Genomic DNA, 18,615 nt, shown 5'->3' with positions numbered 1-18,615 from the left:
GAACCAGCGGAACATGGCCGACGGGCTGCGGATCGCCGTACGCGCGCTCGTGTACGCCGTCGTCGGCGGGGCCGCGCTCATCGCCATCGCGACCGTCGCCTCCGTCCTCGGCCCGACCCTCGCCCTGGACCTCTACACCCCGCCCGTCGCCGCCTGGTGGACGGTGTTCACCGCGATCACCGTGCAGGGGGTGCCGTTCCTGCTGCTGGGCACGGTCGTCTCCGCGGCCATCGGGGCGTTCGTGCCGGAGCGGGTGTTCACCCGGCTGCTGCCCCGCAACCAGGCCCTCGCCGTACCGCTCGCGGGCGCGGCGGGCGTCGTGCTGCCGGGGTGCGAGTGCGCGTCCGTGCCGGTGGCGGGGAGCCTGATGCGCCGCGGGGTCGCCCCGGCCGCCGCGCTCGCCTTCCTGCTCTCCGCGCCCGCGATCAACCCCGTGGTGCTCGTCGCCACCTCCCTCGCCTTCCCCGCCCAGCCCGAGATGGTCCTCGGCCGGCTCGTCGCCTCGCTCGCGACGGCCGTGGTGATGGGCTGGCTGTGGGCCCGGTTCGGGCGGGAGGAGTGGCTGCGGCTGCCCAAGGCCCCCGCCCATTCCGGCAAGGGCCTGCGCGCGTTCGGCACCGGGCTGGAGCACGACTTCCTGCACGCCGGCGGTTTCCTCGTGCTCGGCGCGGGGGCCGCGGCGACCTTCAACATCGCCGTCCCGCGGTCCGTGCTCGACCTGTTCACCGGCTCGCCCTGGCTCTCGGTGCTGCTGCTGGCCGTTCTCGCGGTCGTCCTGTGCGTGTGCAGCGAGGCGGACGCCTTCGTGGCCGCCTCCCTCAGCGGCTTCTCGCCCACCGCGCGCCTCGCGTTCATGGTGGTGGGCCCGATGGTCGACCTGAAGCTGATCGCCTTGCAGGCGGGCACGTTCGGGCGGGCCTTCGCGGTCAGGTTCTCCGCGGTGACCTGGGTGGTCGCCGTCCTGAGCAGCGTGCTCGTGGGGTGGTGGCTGCTGTGAGGCGGTACGGTTCCGCGCTGCTGCTGATCCTGGTCGGCGCGGCGATCCTGCGGATCTCGGCGTTCGGCGAGCTGTATCTGCGGTACGTACGGGCAGGGCTGCGCCCGTACCTGGTGATCTCCGGGGCGGCGCTGGTCCTGCTGGGCGTCGCGATGGCCGTCGTACGACGAACCGGGCACGGGCGCGAGGAAGGCCACGGAGACGAGGACGGCCACGGGCGCGAGGAAGGCCACGGGGGCGCGGACGGTCATGGGGGCCACGGCCCCCGTACCGCGTGGCTGCTCGTCCTCCCCGCGCTCGCCCTGCTCCTCTTCCCGCCGCCCGCCCTCGGCTCCTACAGCGCCGAACGCGAGGCCGCGCAGCGGGCCGCGCAGGGGGTCGGGACCTTCCCGGCATTGCCCGCCGGGAACCCGGTGGAGCTGACCGTGGGCGAGTTCAGTTCCCGGGCGATCTACGACAGCGGGCGGTCACTGAAGGGCCGCACGGTGCGGCTGACCGGGTTCGTCACCCACGGCGACGACGGCACCTGGTACGTCACCCGGCTCCTCGTCTCCTGCTGCGCCGCCGACGCCACCACCAGCAAGGTCGAGATCCGCGACGCCGACCCGCTGCCCGCGGACACCTGGGTCGCCGTCACCGGCACCTGGCACCCCGAGGGCAGGCTGGGCACCGACTCGGCGTGGCCGCCGGTGCTGGACGCCGCGACGGTCGTACGCGTGAAGCAGCCGGCGGACCCGTACGAGAAGCGCTGAGCCGGCCGGCCCGTGGGCGCGGGTGACGGGGCGGCCACCGTCCCGGTGGCGGGGGTGGCCGCCCCTTGCGAGGGCGCGCGGGCTCCCCTGCGCGGTCCTCGCCCGACATCCCCGCTCCCGTGCGGGGCGGCGGGAGGCGCCCCGATCGGCGTCACGGGTACGGGGACGGGCTGCTTGCGAGTCTCTTTCCACCGTCCCGGCGGCGAAGGGTCGCCCCGGTCGGGGAGGTGCGGGCGGCTCCGGCACGGGATGGACGTCGTGGGCGGCCGCTTCCTGACTCACCAGGACCGACGGTAGCGACCCGGTCCCGCCCTGTGAAGCCCTCTTCGCGCACGCCGGTTCCGCCTACGGGGCGGGCGCTTGTCCGGGTTCTGCGGGGTACTCGGTCGGCGGGGCGGATTCCCCGCTCGATGGAGGGCTCGCTGTGACGGACGAACACCCCGTCGGACCGGCGCGCGGAGAGCGCGTCCTGGCCCGTATTCCCATCCCGGTCTACTGCTCGGTCACCCTCGCCGCCGACGGCCGCAACCACCCGTACACCGCCGCCAGCCACGAGATCGTGGACCGCTTCGACCAGGAGCAGTACGCGGTCGGCGAGGGCCCGTGTCTGCGGACCCTGCGCACCGGTGAACCGAACCATGTCGTCGACGTCGACCAGGAGCGGCGCTTCGGCGCCTTCCCGGTCGTGGCGAACGTGGGCGGCCGGCCGCCGACGGTCCGGCCGCCGGCACCCCGGCGGGCCCCGCCGTTCGGTGGGCGCCGCGAGGGGTTTCCCGCCTCGGACGAGGGGTAGCCGGGCGGCGCCCCGGAGAGGCGGCGCCACGAGCTGCGACCGCGGCTCCGGGTGAGTCCGCTTCGGGAGCCCATGGACGATAATGGTCGCGCCGAACGAAGGAGGCGGTGGCCGTGCGGCCCAGGGACGACCGCTCCGGCGACTCCGGCGACGACCCCAGGCCGTCTGGAGGGGTTGACGACCCCAGGCTGTCCGGGCGGGAGTCGGGACGGGAGCGCGAACGGGATCGGGTGCGCGCCTCCGACGTGATCGCCGAGGGGGTGCGGGGCGCGGAACCGAGGGAGATCCCGAAGCGGCTCTGTGTGGTCGCGGTCAAGCTGCTGCCGGTCACGGGCGCGAGCGTCTCCCTGCGCAACAACGGCATGCCCGTCCAGCTGAGTTCGAGCAGCGACCAGGCGTCCTACCTCGCCGAGATCCAGGCCACCCTGGGCGACGGGCCCTGTTTCCACGCCGCCCGGATGGGCGCCCCCGTACTGGCGTCCGACCTCACGGACGGCCCGGACGTGCTGCGCTGGCCGGTCTTCGCCCAGCAGGCCACGGCCGCCGGGGTGCAGGCGGTCTACTCGCTCCCGCTGGGCAACGACGCCGTGTGCGTCGGCACCCTCGACCTCTACCGGGACACCCCCGGCGCGCTCGCCGACCGCGAACTGCGCACCGCGCAACTCGTCGCGGGCGTGATGACGATCGCCCTTATCGCGCTGCCCCGGGGGGAGGAGAATGGACGTGACGGTGACGAACCCTGGCTGAGCGGTCTGGCCACGGATCATGACGAGGTCTACCAGGCCATCGGCATGATCATGGCGCAACTGGGGGTGAGCGGGGACGAGGCGCTGGCCCGGCTGCGCGCCCGCGCCTTCGCACAGAACCGCACCGCCCTGGAGGTGGCGCGCGATGTGGTCTCGCACAGGAAGAGGTTCGACCGTGACTGAGTACGCCACGGCATCGGGTCCGACAACCCGCCGTGGTGGCGGCGTGAGGAGGAACGGATGAGCCGGGAACTGCGGCTCACGCGTGCGTTCGTCGATCTGGCGGACACACTGAGCACGCATTTCGACCCCCTCGACCTGTTCACCCGGTTCGGCGAGCACTGCCTGGGGCTGCTGGCGGTCGACGGCGTCGGGGTGCTGGTGTCCGACTCGCGGGGCGAGCTGCGCACCATGGCCTCCTCCGACGCCGAGCTGGGCCGCCTCGACCTGCTCCAGCTGGAGCAGGACGACGGCCCGTCCGTGGACTGCTTCCGCACCGGTGAACCCGTCAGCGCCGACGATCTGCGCTCGGGCAACCGCTGGCCCGCGTACACGGAGAGCGCGCTGGCGGCCGGTTATGTCTCCGTGCACGTGGTGCCGCTGCGGCTGGACGGCGGCGCGATCGGCGCGGTCGCCCTCGCCAACCGGGAGAGCGGCGTCCTGCCCGACGCCGACCTGGTGGTCGCCCAGGGCATGAGCGACATCGCCGCGCTCACCCTCACCCACTGGCCGGTCCCGCCCACCCGCCCGCACGACCTGCTGACCTCCCTTCAGGCGGCGGTCTCCGCGAAGGCGTCCGTCGAGCTGGCCAAGGGCTTCCTGTCGGAGTACGCGGGCGTCTCTTTCGCCGAGGCCCTCGGTCTGCTGTGCCGCTACGCCGAGAAGGAGCGGCGGTCCGTGTCGGCCGTGGCCCGCGACCTCGCGGAGGGCAGGCTCACGGCGGACGAGGTACTGGCGGGATCACCGGAGGCGACGCACTGAGTCCCGCGTCCCGCTAGACCTGCACGCGGGCCTGCTTGCGTACGTCCGTCAGGCGCTGGGCGGCGAGTTCGGCGACCGCCTGGGTGATCTCGGCGTAGACGTCGCCCAGACCGCCGTTGGTGAGGAGCAGCGCGTCGTCGCCGATGCGTACGGCGGCCACGTCGAGGGTGAGCGTGGTCTCCTCGCCATCCGTGTTCTGGCTGGTCAGCGTGGTCCGCAGGGCCTGCCGGGCGTCCCCGATCCCCGGCAGCCGGCCGTCGGCGACGGCCGCCTTCTGGACGACGCCGGTGCCGGTCGCCGCGGTGAACGTCCCGCACTTCTTGGGCAGCGTCTTCAGCCAGGCCATCGTCCGGTCGGCGTCGGCGGGCCGTACGGCGACGACCTGGTGGTGCAGCTGTGCGTCGTCCCAGGTGTCGTCGAGCCCGGTCGCGGCCCGCACATGGGCGCTCGTGCCGAAGAGCCGCTCGGAGTAGAGGGCGTCGAGCAGCTTCTGGCAGTCGGGCTTTTTGGTGGTGGCCTTGAGCAGCCCGTCCCGCCAGGTCGCGGCGCCCTGGGTGGGGGCCCAGGGCTCCCCCAGGTCCGTGTAGGTGATGAGCGCGGCCTGCGCCTGGGAGGGGGTGAGGGCGGGCGCGGACGCGGGGGTGGGGGGTGCGGTGGTCTTGGTGGGGGAGGCGGAGGGACTGGCGGAGGTGGTGGCCGGGGCCGCCTTCTCCGTCCGGATGGCCGAGCAGGCGGTGGCGGCGAGGGGGAGGACGAGGGCGACGGCGAGAAGGGCGCGGCGGGTCATGCCTCAACGGGAGCATCGCGGGTGGGAGGCCACCACCGGTCCGGGCTGTATGGGTTACACGCTCCCGCCCCGCGGCGCTGTATGGGTTACACACTCCCGCCCCGCAGTCGCTTCGGCGGTTCAGTGCCGCACGCTCAGCCGCCCTCCACCACCGACAGCCACAGCTTCACGTACCGCTCGACATCGACGGCCAACGCCACGTCCACCATGGGGAGTTCACGCTCGCCCTCGTGGATCTCGGCCTCCCCGGGGCGCGGGCGCCGGTCGACGATGGTCTGGCCGCGGGTCGGGCCGGGGGCGAGGGAGACCTCGACGGGCAGGAGGCCGGTGGTGAGGCCGCCGGGGTCGGCGACCGCGCACACCGCCCCCGCGTCCCCGAGGCCGCCCGTCGGCGTGGGATCGCCGGACGTGGCCGGGTCGCGGTGGGCGAGCAGCTCGCCGGCCAGCCGCAGCCGGGGGTCGGAACCGCCGCGCAGCCGCTGGACGTCCGCGGCGGGCACGATGACCTGACGGAAGACGTCCAGGCCGTACATGGTGATCGGCACCCCGGCGGTGAGCAGGATCGCGGCGGCCTCCGGGTCGTGCCACACGTTGAACTCGGCGACCGGCGTGGCGTTGCCGACCTCCACCGCGCCGCCCATGAACACGATCCGCTCGATGTTGCGGGTCACCTCGGGGTGGGTCCGCAGCAGCAGCGCGATGTTCGTCAGCGGGGCGGTGGGGATCAGGGTCACCGGCCGCGGCGAGGCGAGGATCTCCCGCCGCAGCAGGGCGACCGCGTCGAGGTCGACCGGGCGCCGGGTCGGTGCGGGCAGCCCGAGGTCGCCCATGCCGTCCTGTCCGTGGACGTGCGAGGCCGTGCGGACCGGCTCGATCAACGGCCGCTCGGCGCCCCGTGCGACCGGGATGTCCCCGGCCCCGGCCGTCTCCAGCACGGTCAGCGTGTTGCGTACGACCCCGTCCACGTCGGTGTTCCCGGCCACGCAGGTGATCGCGCGCACGTCGAGACCCGGGTGGCGCACGGCGAACAGCAGGGCGAGCGCGTCGTCGACCCCGGTGTCGCAGTCGATGATCACGGGAATGGGCTGGGCGGTCACGGGGACTCCTTCCGTCGTGCCACCGACCTTACGCAGACTTACGCGGCCGCCCACAGTTCGCCGCCACGAGACCGAGCGACGGCCTCGGCCCGGGCGAGGAGCTCCTCCACCGGTACCGCCCCGGGCCGCCGCCCGTCCCTGAGCCGTACGGCGACCAGATCGCCGTCGGCCGCCTCCCGCGCCCCGACCACCGCGACGTACGGCACGAGCCGGGCCTCCCGGATGCGGGCGCCGAGGGTGCCGTGCTCGGGGCCGGCGAGCTCGGCCCGTAGCCCCAGGTCGAGAGCACGTCGTAGGACCTTCTCCGCCTGCTCGTACTGCTCCTGCGCCACCGGCAGCACGACCAGTTGCACCGGCGCCAGCCACACCGGGAACGCCCCGCCGTGCTGCTCGATGAGATGCGCGACGGCACGCTCCACGCTGCCGATGACGCTGCGGTGCACCATGACCGGGCGGTGCTTGGCACCGTCGGGGCCGATGTAGTGCAGGTCGAAGCGCTCGGGCTGGTGGAAGTCGATCTGGACGGTGGAGAGGGTGGACTCGCGTCCGGCGGAGTCGACGATCTGGACGTCGATCTTCGGCCCGTAGAAGGCCGCCTCGCCCGCCACGGCCTCGTACTCCACCCCCTCCAGTACCTCTTCGAGGAGCGCGGTGGCCCGCCGCCACAACTCCGGGTCGGCCACGTACTTGTCGCCCTCCCCGGGCAGGGAGAGCCGGTACTTGGCGGCGCGGATGCCGAGGTCGGCGTAGGCGCGGCGGATCAGGGCGAGGGCGGCGCGGGCCTCCTCGACGGCCTGGTCGAGGGTGCAGAAGACATGGGCGTCGTTGAGCTGGATGGCGCGGACACGGGTGAGGCCGCCGAGGACGCCGGAGAGTTCGGAGCGGTACATGCCGCCCAACTCGGCGATACGGAGCGGCAGTTCGCGGTACGAATGGGAGCGCGACCGGTAGATGAGGGCGTGGTGCGGGCAGAGGCTGGGCCGCAGTACGACCTCCTCGCCGCCCAGCCGCATGGGCGGGAACATGTCCTCGCTGTAGTGCGACCAGTGCCCCGAGATCTCGTACAGCTCCCGTTTCCCGAGCACGGGTGAGTACACATGCCGGTACCCGGCTCCCCGCTCGGCCTCCCGTACGTACTCCTCCAGGGTGTGCCGTACGACGGCCCCGTCCGGCAGCCAGTACGGCAGCCCGGCGCCCATCAGCGGGTCGGTGTCGAACAGGTCGAGCTCACGGCCGAGTCGGCGGTGGTCGTGCTGGGCGTTGTCGGCGTTCATGGCGATCTCCTCATACGTCGTTACGTCGGGAGACGAGCGCCGCCGCACAGCAAGAACCCCGGGGCACTCGCCCCGGGGTTCGCGTCAGCTCAGGTGTCAGCGCGCCGGGACCATGTCCGGCGTCGTCGTGGAAGACGGGTTGGCGCGCTTCATGTGGGGACCGTAACAAGAGGGCCGGGTGAGCGGCGAACGGTTTTCCGGCGCCGGGCGCGGAGACGGAAAATGCCGGGTGGGCCGTCCCCTGGCCCACCCGGCATCCGTTTCGAGCATTGCTTACGCGCGCGTGGCCTTCCGGCGCCGCGTGGCGAGCACGATCGCTCCGCCGCCCAGCAGCAGCGCCGCCGCGCCGCCCGCGATGATCGGGGTGTTGCTGCTGGCGCCGGTCTCGGCGAGGTCGTCGCCGCCGCCGTTCGGGGTGGCCGCGGGGGCGGTGGAGGACTCGGAGGCCGACGGGGTGGTGGTCTCCTCGGCCGGGGTGGACTCCGAGGCGGAGGGCGTCGGGGTCTCGGACTCGGACGCCGGCGGGGTGGTCTCCTCGGCCGGGGTGGACTCCGAGGCGGACGGGGTCGGGGTCGGCGTCGGGGACGGCTGCGAGGTGCAGTCCTTCGTGCCGCCGTTCCAGGCCGCGATCAGCTTGTCCTTGATGACCGGGTGGTCCGGGCCCTTGGGCAGGTCGCCGTGGGTGAAGCCGTCGTTGGCGTCGAGCTTGCCGTCGAACTTCGTGTTGCCCCGGTAGAGGTCGATCTGGGCGTAGCAGCCCTGGTCGGGGATGGCGATGTCGAGGGAGTCGCTCTGGCCGGCCTTGACGGTCACGGTGTCGAAGTCGTGGAAGACCTGCTCGCCGGAGGTGGCGAAGGTCGGACCGTGGGCACGGTAGGAGGCGAGCGAGGCCGTGCAGGTGGACGCGTTGCCGGCGGTGCGGACCGTGACGTGGACCTTGCCGTCGTCGGTCGGCTTGAGGTTCTGGTCGTCGACCTTGACGGAGGGGAAGAAGTTCTTGCCGTCGAGGGAGAACTCGCACAGCTCGGTGCCGGTCTCGGTGCCGGCGCCCGTGCCGGGCTTGTAGCTGCCGCCGTCGTCCCAGCCCTTGCCGCCGGGGCAGTCGGTGGCGGAGGCGACGGAGGCGGTGAAGGCGCAGATGGCGAGCGTCGCGGCGCCCGTCCCCAGCAGGCGGCGCACAGTGACACGTCTCGCTATGGACATGCGGATCCCATCAGGGTGGAGTGGTCAGAAGAGCAACTGAGAGAACTCAGAAAACACTGGGCTCATAGGTCACATGCGCCACAGTGTGCGGCCATCGTGGATCTCGGCCCGGAACACTGTCAACCTGCGGGAATGCAAGCTCTGTTCAACCGTCATCACAATTTCGCCACACGGGGAACGGAAGACTCCGCCCATGGCTGAGGTTCGCCCTTCCACCTGTGTGGACAGATTCCCCTTTGTTCGCCTTTTCCGCCCGCACGGAACAGCCAGGAGCTCCGCTTGACCTCCGACCTCTCCCCCAAGGACCCCAACTGGTGGCGACAGGCCGTCATCTACCAGGTCTACCCCCGCAGCTTCGCCGACGCCGACGGTGACGGCCTCGGGGACCTGAAGGGCATCACCCAACGCCTCACCCACCTCGCCGCCCTCGGCGTCGACGCCCTGTGGCTGAGCCCCTTCTATCCGAGCGAACTCGCCGACGGCGGCTATGACGTCGCCGACTACCGGGACGTCGATCCCCGCCTGGGCACCCTCGACGACTTCGACGCGCTGGCAGCCGAGGCCCACCGCCTCGGGCTCAAGCTCATCGTCGATCTGGTCCCCAACCACAGCTCGCACCGGCACGTGTGGTTCCAGGAGGCCCTCGCCGCCGGACCCGGCTCCGCCGCCCGCGCCCGCTACGTCTTCCGCGACGGCCGCGGCGCGCACGGCGAACTCCCGCCCACCGACTGGCAGTCGGTCTTCGGCGGCAGCGCCTGGAAACGCGTCCCCGACGGGCAGTGGTACCTGCACCTGTTCACACCCGAGCAGCCCGACTTCGACTGGGACAACGACGAGGTCCGCGCCGACTTCCGCACCACCCTGCGCTTCTGGTCCGACCGGGGCGTGGACGGCTTCCGCGTCGACGTCGCCCACGCGCTCGCCAAGGACCTCGCCGAGCCCCTGCGCGACCTGGGCGCCGCCGCGCTCGGCGGCGAGGACACGCTCGCCGAGTTCCCGCCCGGCACCCACCCCTTCTTCGACCGCGACGAGGTCCACGAGATCTACCGCGACTGGAGGACCGTCCTCGACACCTACCGCCCACCCCGCATGGCCGTCGCCGAGGCCTGGGTGCCGAGCGCGAAGCGGCGCGCGCTGTACGCCCGCCCGGAGGAACTGGGCCAGGCCTTCAACTTCGAGTACCTCCAGACACCCTGGGACGCCGACGCGCTGCGCCGGGTCATCACCGACTCCCTCGCCGGCGCCCGCGAGGCCGGCGCCTCGGCCACCTGGGTGCTCTCCAACCACGACGTCGTACGCCACGCCTCCCGCCTGCTGCTCCCGCCCGGCACCGACGAGAACGCCTGGCTGCTGTCCGGCGGCCACGCCCCGGCCGTCGACACGGCAGCAGGCCTACGGCGCGCTCGCGCCGCGACGCTGCTGATGCTGGCGCTGCCGGGGTCGTCGTACGTCTACCAGGGCGAGGAACTCGGTCTGCCCGAGGTCGCCGAGCTGCCCGTCGAGGTGCTCCAGGACCCGGTCTGGGAGCAGACCGGGCGGGTCCGCAAGGGCCGCGACGGCTGCCGGGTGCCGCTGCCGTGGACGCGGACCGGTCCGTCGTACGGCTTCGGCGCGGGCGGCGCCTGGCTGCCGCAGCCGGAGAGCTTCGCGGCCTACGCCGTCGAGGCGCAGGAAGGCGTCGAGGGCTCGACCCTGGAGCTGTACCGCACGGCCCTGAAGCTGCGCCGCAAGCTGCTGGAGGGGGAGGAGCTGACCTGGGCCGACAACAGCCCGGCCGGGGTGCTGGACTTCTCCCGGCACGGCGGCTGGCGGTGCGTGACGAACCTGTCGCAGACGGCGGTCGCGCTGCCGGAGAGTGAAGTGCTGGTCGCCAGCGGCCCGTTGGAGGACGGGCTGCTGGGACCGGACACCACGGTGTGGCTGGCCTAGAAAAGGCCCGTCTGGAACGGTCAGCCGATCGTCGGGCTGGGGGTCGCGCCCGCACCCGTGCCCTCGCCCGGGATGGCGATCGGGGTGGACGTCGGGTTCGCCGGTGGGCTCAGGACGACCATGGGGGCGCCGGGCTGGGGGGCCGGCGGGGTCAGGTCGGTGTCGGGCAGCTTCGGCGGGGTGGTCTGCTGGAAGAGGGCCTGGTCGAAGTTGACGAAGCCGGTCTTCTCCATGACCGTGATGTGGTCCAGGACCGTGTTGTTGGCCATGTCCGCCAGCGAGCGCACCAGCGAGTTCTTGGTGGTGGAGCGGATCTTCGCGATGGTGTTGAAGATCGAACCGTGCGTCGTGCGCAGGATGTTGGCGAAGTTCGAGTCGAACTGCTTGCCTGAGCTGGTCTCGATGGTGTTCACGAAGCCCTGCTGCTGCGGGCTCGCCACGTTCGGCAGGGTGACGTTCAGCATCGGCGCGATCTTGCGGCAGGCGGCGTCCAGGGCCGCGTGCCCGTCGATGAGGTGGCGGCCTGCCTCCTTGACCTCCGGGGTCGTGCCCTTCTCCTGCGCGATCTTGCCCAGCGGGTACTCCCACAGTCCCGCCGCCCGCACCTTCACCACGAAGTCGCGGTCCTGCTCGGTCAACGGCCCCCACTGCGTCTGGGCGATCACGCGGTCCTGGGCGGTGGACACCTTGTTGAATCCGAGCATCGTGGGGTAGGCGAGCGCGACGATCGTCAGGCTGAGCGCACCGCCCACGAAGAGCGTTCCCGTCGCGTTCCGCGAAAAGCGCACCGTGGCTCCTGTCCGGTCGGGGGTCGTACGACCCTGTGTACGGACGAGGAGCCACGGTTGTTCACGCTGTGACCGGGGCCACGACCGACGCCCGTCCGGACGGCACCCCCATCAATCAGGCGACGGCTTCCGCCATACGGCCGCACAGCGCACGTTCCCGGCGGCGACGGCCCGCGACAATCGCAGCCAGGGGTGGCACCGACCGACCGATCTCGTCTCGACAGGGAGCCGCACACCATGAGCAGGTTCAGGAACACCCTCGCCCCGGCGGTCGCGGCGGTCGCGCTCACCGTCCTCGGCGCGATCACACCCGCCACCGCCCACGCCCGTGAACTGTGGGGCGACGTCACGATCCTGCCCGGCCGCGCGGGCATCGTGCAGATCGCCGGGTACGAGGGGGACCGGCTCGGCCCCGGTTCCCGGCTGACCCTGACGGCGCCCGAGGGCACCGAGGTGACCGACACCCCCCTGACGGCGGGCGGCTACCGCGGCACCGTCGACACCGACCGCGACAGCGCGTCGTACACCTGGACCGGAGCGGTCGAGGGCCGGCCCTGGCACGGCCGTTCGTTCCCCTTCGTGCTGGCCGTGCCCGCCGACGCCGTGCCCGGCACCCGGCTGGAGGGCTGCGCGGTACGGCTGACCGACGTACGCGGCACCCGCAAGGAACGGGGGAGCTGCGCGGTCACCGTCGGCCTGCCCGAGCCGACCCTGACCCGGCCCGCCTCGGGTGTCGCGCTCGGCGCACGGCCGGGGGCGGGCGGCACGGCCTACCCGGGCGCGCAGATCACCGTCCGCTACGAGGACACGCAGGACGCCGGGGTGACCGGGCAGGGCCCTGACCTGGGGACCGAGGTGTGCACGGCGACGGCGGGCCGGGACGGCACATGGTCCTGCACACCGGCCACCGCGCTGCCGTCCGGCCCGGGACGGCTCCAGGCGACGGCGTCCTACAACGGGGTCGCCGCGGTGAGCGAGCAGATCTACGTGGTGGTGGGCAAGCGGCGGTGAGCGCGGCCGACGGGAGGCGGCGCTACGGCTTCGCGTAGGCCACCCGTCGCAGCACCGTCGGGTAGGGCAGCGTCTCGGCCAGCTCACGGACCCGGGTCGCGCAGCCGGCGGCCTCCTCGGCGCGGCCCAGGAGCGCGAGCGCCGCGGCCTGGGCGGTACGGGCCTCGCACTCGGTGACCGCCTCGCCCGCACCGGCGGCCCGTGCGGCCTCCGCCGCCGCGACCTCGGCGGCGCGCGCCGGTTCGCCGGCCGTGAGGTGGGCCCAGGCGGCGAGCACGGGGACACCGGTGCCGGACACCTCGGACAGCAGGGTGAGAGCGCGGTCGGGGCGTACGTCGCGCAGGGCCAACTCGGCCTGGGCGGTGCGGACCTCGTACTCGGCCTGGCGGTCGGGGCGGCGGCTCAGACAGTGCGCGGCGCGGGTCAGCAGCTCTCTGGTGCCGGGCAGGCCCGGGCGGCGGGGGCCGCCGCGCAGCTGCACGCGGGCGAGGGCGGTCAACGCGTACGGCAGACACCAGCCGGCGTGCGCCTGGGCCTCGTCGACCGCCTCCGTGGCCAGGGCGGCGGCCTCGGTGAACTCGCCGAGCAGAAGGTGGACTTCGGCGAGGTTGGCCCGCTCGAAGGCGGCGGCCTCGGGGTCGCCGCAGCGGTCGGCGAGGTCCAGGGCGCGGCGGCCGGTCGCCACGGCCTCGTGCAGACGGCCGGAACGGCGGGCGTGCTCGCGCAGGATGGACAGGACGGCGGCGAGGAGGCGGGGGTCGCCGTGGGCCTCGGCGTGCGGGAGGGCGGCGTCGGCGGCGACGCGGGCCTGGGGGAGGTGGCCGGTGAGGGCGAGGGCCGTGGACTGCTGGGCGAGGGCGCGGGCGAGATGGGCCGACGCCCCGGCTTCGCCGTCGGCCGCGGCTGTCCGCTCCGCCGTTCTCGCCGCCGTCAGGGAGCCTTCGTAGTCGCCGGTCACGAAGCACAGGAGGCCGCGGGCCAGGTGGTGGGCCGCGTGGATCGGCGGAGGCGCGTCCTGGGGCGGGCGGTGGGTGTCCAGGAGGCGCAGACCCTCCTGCGGGGCGCCCGTCTTGGCGAGGCATTCCGCCAACTGGGCCGCCGCCGAGGCCTGTTCGGCGGGGGTGCCGTGGCGGCGCAGGTCGGTCAGGGCCTCGTGGAGGACCCGTACGGCGTCCTCGTGGCGGGCCATGCGGCGCAGTACGGCGGCGTGGTCGAGGCGGATGCGGGCGGCTTCCACGGCCACCGCGTCGAGGCGGGCGGTCAGTTCGCCGTAGTAGTGGTCGGCGCTGTCGTCGGCGCCGACCGCCGCGGCCCGGCGTGCCGCCCGGTGCAGATGGTCGGCGGCCCGTGGATCGTCGGCGCCCGCGAGATGCGCGGCCACCGCGTCCACGGCACCGGGCCGCCGACGCAGCAGTGACTCGGCGTACGCGGCGTGCAGTTGACGCCGTCGCGCCTGCGAGAGCCCCTCCCGGCACACCAGGCGTATCAGCGGATGCCGGAACCCCAGGCCGGGAACGGCGACCCCGTCGGCGGGCACACTCCGCTCCTCCAGCACGGCGGCGGCGAGAGCGGCCTCGATACCGTCGACGACGCGGGCGGAGGGCGTCACGGTCGCGGATCCCGGTGCTCCCGCCTCCGCCAGCTCCTCCACCTCCGCCAGGGTCGCCACCCCGCCCGAGGCCACCGCCACCACCTCGATCACCCGTCGGGCCGCGGGGCTCAACCGGGACAGCCGGGCGTTGACCAGCAGCCGGATGCCCTCCGGCGCGGTGAGGTCCTCGTGCGCGGCGGGTGACTGCGCAGGGGCCTTGGCCAGCTCCAGGGCGAACAGGGGGTGGCCCAGCGACAGCTCCCACACCCGCTGCAAGGCCGCCTGGGTGTCCGGCGCCGCAGGCATCACCTCCGCCGCGAGCGTCAGACACTCCCCACGGCCGAGCCGCCGCAGCCGCAGCCGGTGGGCCGTGCCCTGCCGGACCAGGGTGTCGAGCAGGGCGCGGCGCGGATCGGTCTCCGGCAGGTCCTCGGGCCGGTACGTCGCCAGGAACCGCAGCCGGGGCGCCGAGGGGGAGGGCGTACGCCGGGCCAGGCGGGCCAGCAGCCGCAGTGAGGCCAGGTCCGCCGCGTGGACGTCGTCGAGGACGACCAGGGCACCGGCACCGCCCGCGGTCCCCGGGGCCGCCGCGATCGTCAGAAGCCCCGAGACCGCCGAGAAGATACGTTCCCGCTCGTACTCCGGGCCACCGGCCCGCCCCGGTCCGGGACCGACCTGCCCCAGCGCCGGCAGCAGCGCCGCCAGCTCGGGATACTCCGCGGCGATCCTGGCCCGGTCCGTCGTGGAACGCCCGGCGAGCCAGCCCTCCAGGGCCTCCACGAACAGCCCGTACGGCGCCTGCGGCCCCTCGTCGTGGCCCGCACCCCACAGCACGGCCGCGCCCTTCGCCGCCGCACGCCGCGCCGCCTCCGCGGCCAGCCGGGTCTTGCCGATGCCGGCCTCGCCCCCGACCACCGACAGGGCGGGACGGGCGGGGTTGAGGAGCCGTTCCAGCTCCGCCCGGCGGCCCACGAACGGCGCCTCCGAGAGGGAGCGCAGGACCGCGGGCGGGGGTGTGGGCCGCACGGGGGCCGGGTGGTGTCGCACCGGGGGCATGTCCGTGCCGAGGGCCGCGCGGTGCAGGGCCTCCGTCTCGGGGCCCGGCAGGACGCCCCACTCGGCGTCCAGGGCGCGCCGGCACTGGTGGTACTGGGCGAGGGCACGGCGGCGCATGCCCTGGCGGAGCGAGGCGCCGATGAGCACCCGGTGGGCGCGCTCCTCGGCCGCGCTGTCGGCCAGCACGGCCCGGGCGACGGCCGCGGCCCGCTCGGTCTCACCGTCGGCCAGCCATGCCTCGGCGAGCGCGAGCCGCACGGAGTCCCGCAACGCGTCCAGCCGCTCACGACGGGCCTGCACCCAGGGGGTGTACCGATGCTCGGGCAACAACTCACCCCTGAACGCCTCCAACGCCCGCGCCAACTCGACAGTGTTCCCGGCCCACGGCGTCCGCTCGGCAGCGTCGGTGCCGGCGTAGAGCGTCCGCTCGGCGGCGGGTCTGGCGGGGAACGTCTGCGCGGGGCTGCTCGCGGCGTGTGGCGCGCGTTCGGTGGGGTGTCCGGTGGGTGGTGTTCGCTCGGTGGGGCTTCCGGTGTGGGGTGTCTGTTCGGCGGGGGGTCCGGCGGGGAACGTCTGCGCGGGGCTGCTGCCGGCGTGTGGTGCGCGTTCGGTGGGGTGCCCGGCGTGTGGTGTTCGCTCGGTGGGGCTCCCGGCGTGGGGTGTCTGTTCGGCGGGGCTCCCGGCGTGTGGCGCACGCTCCGTGGGGCTCCCGGCGCGTGGTGCACGCTCGGTGGGGCTTCCGGTGTGGGGTGACTGGTCGGCGGGGGGTCCGGCAGGGGGTGTCTGGTCGGTGGTGCCGCTGTGTGGGGGCCGTGCGGTGGTGCTCCGGGCGTGGGGTTCCTGTTCGGTGAGGCCTCTGGAGTGCGGTGTGCGTCCGGCGAGGCTCTCTGTCCGTGGTGTGTGTTCGGTGCGGGGTGTCGGCCTGGGCGGGGTTTCGGTGTGCGGTGGGCGGACGGTGGTGTGGAGGGCTTGTTCGGCGAGGGTTTCGGCGTGGTCGGCGTCGATCCACACCGTCTCCGTCGGCAGTCGCAGCAGCGCGCCCTCGGAGACCAGGTAGGCGGAGGGCGCGCGCGGGGGCAGCTCGGGTTCCAGGGCGCGGCGGGCGGCGTGCAGGGCGACGCGGAGGCTGCCGAGGGCGGCGGGGGTGCCGGCCGTTTCCGGCCAGCACATCTCGATGATCTCCTCCCGGTGCCGGGTTCGGCCCGGGGAGACGGCGAGCAATTCGACGAGCCGGCGGGCACTGGGCCGGGGCCAGCGGTCGGCGACGGGGGCGCCGCCCTCGCGTTCGGCACGGAAGCCGCCGAGCAGGTGCAGCCGCAGCATGGGCGGCGCCGTACGCCGGCCCGTGCCGTCCGCTGTTCCCGCATTTCCGCTGCTCATGAGGGCGGCACTCTAGCCCGGCTTCCTGTTCCGGCGAGATCGCGGCCGGATGCGTGGCCGGGAGTGAGGTGTGGGGGTCCCGCATTACTTGCTCGAAGAGCAACCTCATCGGCGCACGGGACCCCCGGGTGTATCCCTACCCCCCACAGGAGGGATACGGCGGCTCCCGTCCCGAGGGGCATGACCCTGCCCTGCTGCTGGCCAATGTTCGGAACAGGGCCGAGGGAACGACCTTAGGCAGCGGGCGTTACTGGCGCATTACCGAGTCTTTGGCTCCGGAATACGGACAATCCGGTGTTTGATCTCCCGAATTCCGTACACCGGTTGACCGTCGGTTGACCAGTTCGCGGCAGACTCCGGACCGATTCGCGGGCGAGTCGATAACCGGCCCGGCCCTACATTCGGCGCATGCCCCCACACCCCTCCCAGACCTTGCCCGTTCTCCCGTACCGCAAGCCCACCAAGGGCCGCGACTACTGGGTCCTGGACGACGTCCTGCCCGACGCGCACGCCGTACGGGAGCGGTGTCTCGCCAAGGACGATTGGGTCGAGGGCTACCCGCACCGGCCGGAGAGCTGGCCGGGGCTGCGGGCCATGCCCGGCCTGGAGCCGGGCGAGCTGGCCCGGGTCGAGCGGCTGGTACGGCAGGCCACAGGGGCCAAGGAGCTGTGGGTGCAGTCGGCGCCCGGCGGCGGCACCCTCAACCACAACTGCGTCCAGGTCGTCGGCGAGGGCGAGAGCACGCCCCGCCCGCACACCGACTCACGCGCCCTGTGCCGGTACGCGGCGGTGCTCTACCTCAACCCGAACGTCCCCAAGGACTGCGGGACCAGCTTCTACCGCCAGTCCCTGCCCGGCGGCCGGCTCGGCGGCAATGTCGTGCAGGCCCCGCACAACAACCTCGTCGAGGCGCTCGGCACCCGGTTCGTGGCGCCGGACGCCTTCGAGGAGGACGTGAGCGTCCCGCATCGCTTCAACCGGCTGCTGCTCTACAACGCCAACCTCGTGCACAGCGCGACCGGTTACTGCGGTACGACGCTGGAGGAGAAGCGGATGACGGCGGTGTTCTTCTGGATGGCCTGAGCCGTTCCCGAGGGCGTGCTCAGTAGCGGACGGCCCGCGCGACCTCGGCCTTCACCTCGCCGGACAGGTCGCGGTTGCCGCGGGCGGTGGCCTTCTTCGAGCCGCCCGCCGGTACGTCGCTCACGGTGACCGCGACGGCGTCGGCCAGGTCGCCGTCGCCGTTCTTGAGGTTCACCTGCACCAGGAAGGACTTCCGCGAGTCGGCGGTGTTCTTGACGGTGACCTCGACCGTGGTGCGGCCGTCGGAGCCGGTTGCGGGGGTGCCCAGGGTCACGTCGTCCTTGACGTCGACGCCGTTCTTGACGTCGTCGAACTTCTGCCCCGCCTCCGCCGTGGCCGACGCGAACACCTCCGTGGCCTGGGAGGCGATGGAGGCCGCCTTGCTCGCCACCGAGGAGGGCGTGTCGTCGTCGGAGCAGCCCGTCAGGGCGGTCAGGGCCGTCAGCGCGGCGAGCAGCGCGACGGTCGTGAGGGGGGCGCGGTGGGTCCGGTGACCGGTCATGTCCTCCAGTGAAGGTCCTCGCGCCCGCCGCCGCATGCGGGCCGTCACCCGAACGGCTCAGCCCCCGTGGGCGCCGCACCCTTCTCGCGCGGATGGTCGAAGCATCACCGACACCGATGCGCGGACCCGCGCGAGAGACGGGGTACGGACATGACCCAGCAGCCGCACAGGACACCGCCCAGCACGCCCACCACGCCGCCCGTGTGGGACCAGGGCCACCAGCAGGCCGAGCCCGCGCCGCCGCCCGGCCGCCCCGGCGGGGAGTGGGCCACCGGCGGGCTCGTCTTCGCCGGTGTGCTGATGCTGGTCAACGGTGTGCTGGCGATCCTCCAGGGCATCTCGGCGCTGGCCGCGGACGACGTGTACGACCGGATCGGCGACTACATCTACAAGATCAGCCTGACCGGCTGGGGCTGGATCATGCTGGTCCTGGGCGCGGTCCTGGTGGGCGTCGGCTACGGCGTCCTCAAGGGCGCCTGGTGGGCCCGGATGACCGGCATCTTCCTGGCGTCGGCGGCGATGGTGCTGCACTTCCTGTTCCTGCCGTACCAGCCCGTCTGGTCCGGGATCATGATCGCCGTCGACTTCTTCGTGATCTGGGCCCTGGCGACGGCGCCCGGCGCTCCCCCGCGCCGCACCGCCTGA

General features: G+C 73.5%; 16 protein-coding genes. 9 read left to right on the top strand and 7 right to left on the bottom strand.

The annotated features are described in order from the left end of the window. The first annotated feature begins 13 nt into the window (after positions 1–13). From OG885_RS22140 to OG885_RS22120, 5 genes are all read left to right on the top strand, one after another. The gene (locus OG885_RS22140) at positions 14–997 is read left to right on the top strand and encodes a permease (protein ID WP_405742814.1); all 984 of its coding nucleotides are present in this window, start codon (positions 14–16) and stop codon (positions 995–997) included. Beyond that, positions 994–1,749: a TIGR03943 family putative permease subunit gene (locus tag OG885_RS22135; protein ID WP_405734270.1), complete on the top strand. Its 756-nt coding sequence runs from the start codon at positions 994–996 to the stop codon at positions 1,747–1,749. The genes OG885_RS22140 and OG885_RS22135 overlap by 4 nt, the downstream gene beginning before the upstream one ends. 424 nt (positions 1,750–2,173) lie before the next feature. After that, positions 2,174–2,542 carry a hypothetical protein gene (locus OG885_RS22130; protein WP_405734268.1) on the top strand — a complete coding sequence of 123 codons (369 nt, stop codon included), beginning with the start codon at positions 2,174–2,176 and terminating at the stop codon, positions 2,540–2,542. 188 nt (positions 2,543–2,730) lie between these two features. Further along, the gene (locus OG885_RS22125) at positions 2,731–3,471 is read left to right on the top strand and encodes a GAF and ANTAR domain-containing protein (RefSeq protein ID WP_405742813.1); all 741 of its coding nucleotides are present in this window, start codon (positions 2,731–2,733) and stop codon (positions 3,469–3,471) included. A 57-nt stretch (positions 3,472–3,528) separates the two neighbouring features. After that, positions 3,529–4,269, top strand: a complete 741-nt coding sequence (locus tag OG885_RS22120; protein ID WP_405734266.1) for a GAF and ANTAR domain-containing protein — start codon at positions 3,529–3,531, stop codon at positions 4,267–4,269. A gap of 13 nt (positions 4,270–4,282) precedes the next feature. Here the strand turns inward: OG885_RS22120 and OG885_RS22115 are convergent, their stop codons facing one another. From OG885_RS22115 to OG885_RS22100, 4 genes are all read right to left on the bottom strand, one after another. Next, positions 4,283–5,056, bottom strand: coding sequence for a hypothetical protein (locus OG885_RS22115; protein WP_405734264.1), 774 nt, complete (start codon positions 5,054–5,056; stop codon positions 4,283–4,285). A 134-nt stretch (positions 5,057–5,190) separates the two neighbouring features. Beyond that, positions 5,191–6,153 (bottom strand): nucleoside hydrolase, encoded by a 963-nt coding sequence (locus OG885_RS22110; protein WP_405734262.1) that lies wholly within the window; start codon positions 6,151–6,153, stop codon positions 5,191–5,193. Positions 6,154–6,191: 38 nt separating this feature from the next. Then, entirely contained in the window at positions 6,192–7,427 is a 1,236-nt protein-coding gene (gene thrS / locus OG885_RS22105; protein WP_405734260.1) for a threonine--tRNA ligase, read from the bottom strand. A gap of 273 nt (positions 7,428–7,700) precedes the next feature. Beyond that, positions 7,701–8,630 (bottom strand): LAETG motif-containing sortase-dependent surface protein, encoded by a 930-nt coding sequence (locus OG885_RS22100; protein WP_405734258.1) that lies wholly within the window; start codon positions 8,628–8,630, stop codon positions 7,701–7,703. Positions 8,631–8,909: 279 nt separating this feature from the next. On the opposite strand from OG885_RS22100, the gene OG885_RS22095 reads away from it, so the two are divergent. Further along, positions 8,910–10,559 (top strand): glycoside hydrolase family 13 protein, encoded by a 1,650-nt coding sequence (locus OG885_RS22095; protein ID WP_405734256.1) that lies wholly within the window; start codon positions 8,910–8,912, stop codon positions 10,557–10,559. A gap of 20 nt (positions 10,560–10,579) precedes the next feature. Here OG885_RS22095 and OG885_RS22090 read toward each other — a convergent pair whose 3' ends face one another. Further along, positions 10,580–11,311 carry a DUF4142 domain-containing protein gene (locus OG885_RS22090; RefSeq protein WP_405742811.1) on the bottom strand — a complete coding sequence of 244 codons (732 nt, stop codon included), beginning with the start codon at positions 11,309–11,311 and terminating at the stop codon, positions 10,580–10,582. 273 nt (positions 11,312–11,584) lie between these two features. On the opposite strand from OG885_RS22090, the gene OG885_RS22085 reads away from it, so the two are divergent. Further along, positions 11,585–12,358 (top strand): carboxypeptidase regulatory-like domain-containing protein, encoded by a 774-nt coding sequence (locus OG885_RS22085; protein ID WP_405734254.1) that lies wholly within the window; start codon positions 11,585–11,587, stop codon positions 12,356–12,358. 22 nt (positions 12,359–12,380) lie between these two features. Here OG885_RS22085 and OG885_RS22080 read toward each other — a convergent pair whose 3' ends face one another. Further along, positions 12,381–16,385: an AAA family ATPase gene (locus OG885_RS22080; protein ID WP_405734252.1), complete on the bottom strand. Its 4,005-nt coding sequence runs from the start codon at positions 16,383–16,385 to the stop codon at positions 12,381–12,383. A gap of 408 nt (positions 16,386–16,793) precedes the next feature. On the opposite strand from OG885_RS22080, the gene OG885_RS22075 reads away from it, so the two are divergent. Next, positions 16,794–17,468: a DUF6445 family protein gene (locus tag OG885_RS22075; protein WP_405734251.1), complete on the top strand. Its 675-nt coding sequence runs from the start codon at positions 16,794–16,796 to the stop codon at positions 17,466–17,468. 19 nt (positions 17,469–17,487) lie between these two features. On the opposite strand, the gene OG885_RS22070 is transcribed toward OG885_RS22075, so the two are convergent. Next, complete coding sequence (locus OG885_RS22070; RefSeq protein WP_405734249.1) at positions 17,488–17,970, bottom strand: hypothetical protein; 483 nt, start codon at positions 17,968–17,970, stop codon at positions 17,488–17,490. A gap of 150 nt (positions 17,971–18,120) precedes the next feature. Between OG885_RS22070 and OG885_RS22065 the strand changes: the two genes are divergently transcribed. Then, on the top strand, positions 18,121–18,615 hold the full coding sequence (locus tag OG885_RS22065; protein WP_405734247.1) for a hypothetical protein: 495 nt from the start codon (positions 18,121–18,123) through the stop codon (positions 18,613–18,615).

This window comes from Streptomyces sp. NBC_00028 (assembly GCF_045041065.1).
In the GTDB taxonomy this organism is placed as follows: Bacteria; Actinomycetota; Actinomycetes; order Streptomycetales; family Streptomycetaceae; genus Streptomyces.
Note: the sequence above shows the minus strand (reverse complement) of the source record. Positions and strands in the feature narration are given on the sequence as shown.

Coding starts and splice junctions, on each gene's coding strand:
- OG885_RS22075 (WP_405734251.1), top strand. CDS start 16,794: ATGCCCCCACACCCCTCCCAGACCTTGCCCGTTCTCCCGTACCGCAAG.
- OG885_RS22120 (WP_405734266.1), top strand. CDS start 3,529: ATGAGCCGGGAACTGCGGCTCACGCGTGCGTTCGTCGATCTGGCGGAC.
- OG885_RS22085 (WP_405734254.1), top strand. CDS start 11,585: ATGAGCAGGTTCAGGAACACCCTCGCCCCGGCGGTCGCGGCGGTCGCG.
- OG885_RS22140 (WP_405742814.1), top strand. CDS start 14: ATGGCCGACGGGCTGCGGATCGCCGTACGCGCGCTCGTGTACGCCGTC.
- OG885_RS22115 (WP_405734264.1), bottom strand. CDS start 5,056: ATGACCCGCCGCGCCCTTCTCGCCGTCGCCCTCGTCCTCCCCCTCGCC.
- OG885_RS22065 (WP_405734247.1), top strand. CDS start 18,121: ATGACCCAGCAGCCGCACAGGACACCGCCCAGCACGCCCACCACGCCG.
- OG885_RS22100 (WP_405734258.1), bottom strand. CDS start 8,630: ATGTCCATAGCGAGACGTGTCACTGTGCGCCGCCTGCTGGGGACGGGC.
- OG885_RS22080 (WP_405734252.1), bottom strand. CDS start 16,385: ATGAGCAGCGGAAATGCGGGAACAGCGGACGGCACGGGCCGGCGTACG.
- thrS (WP_405734260.1), bottom strand. CDS start 7,427: ATGAACGCCGACAACGCCCAGCACGACCACCGCCGACTCGGCCGTGAG.
- OG885_RS22070 (WP_405734249.1), bottom strand. CDS start 17,970: ATGACCGGTCACCGGACCCACCGCGCCCCCCTCACGACCGTCGCGCTG.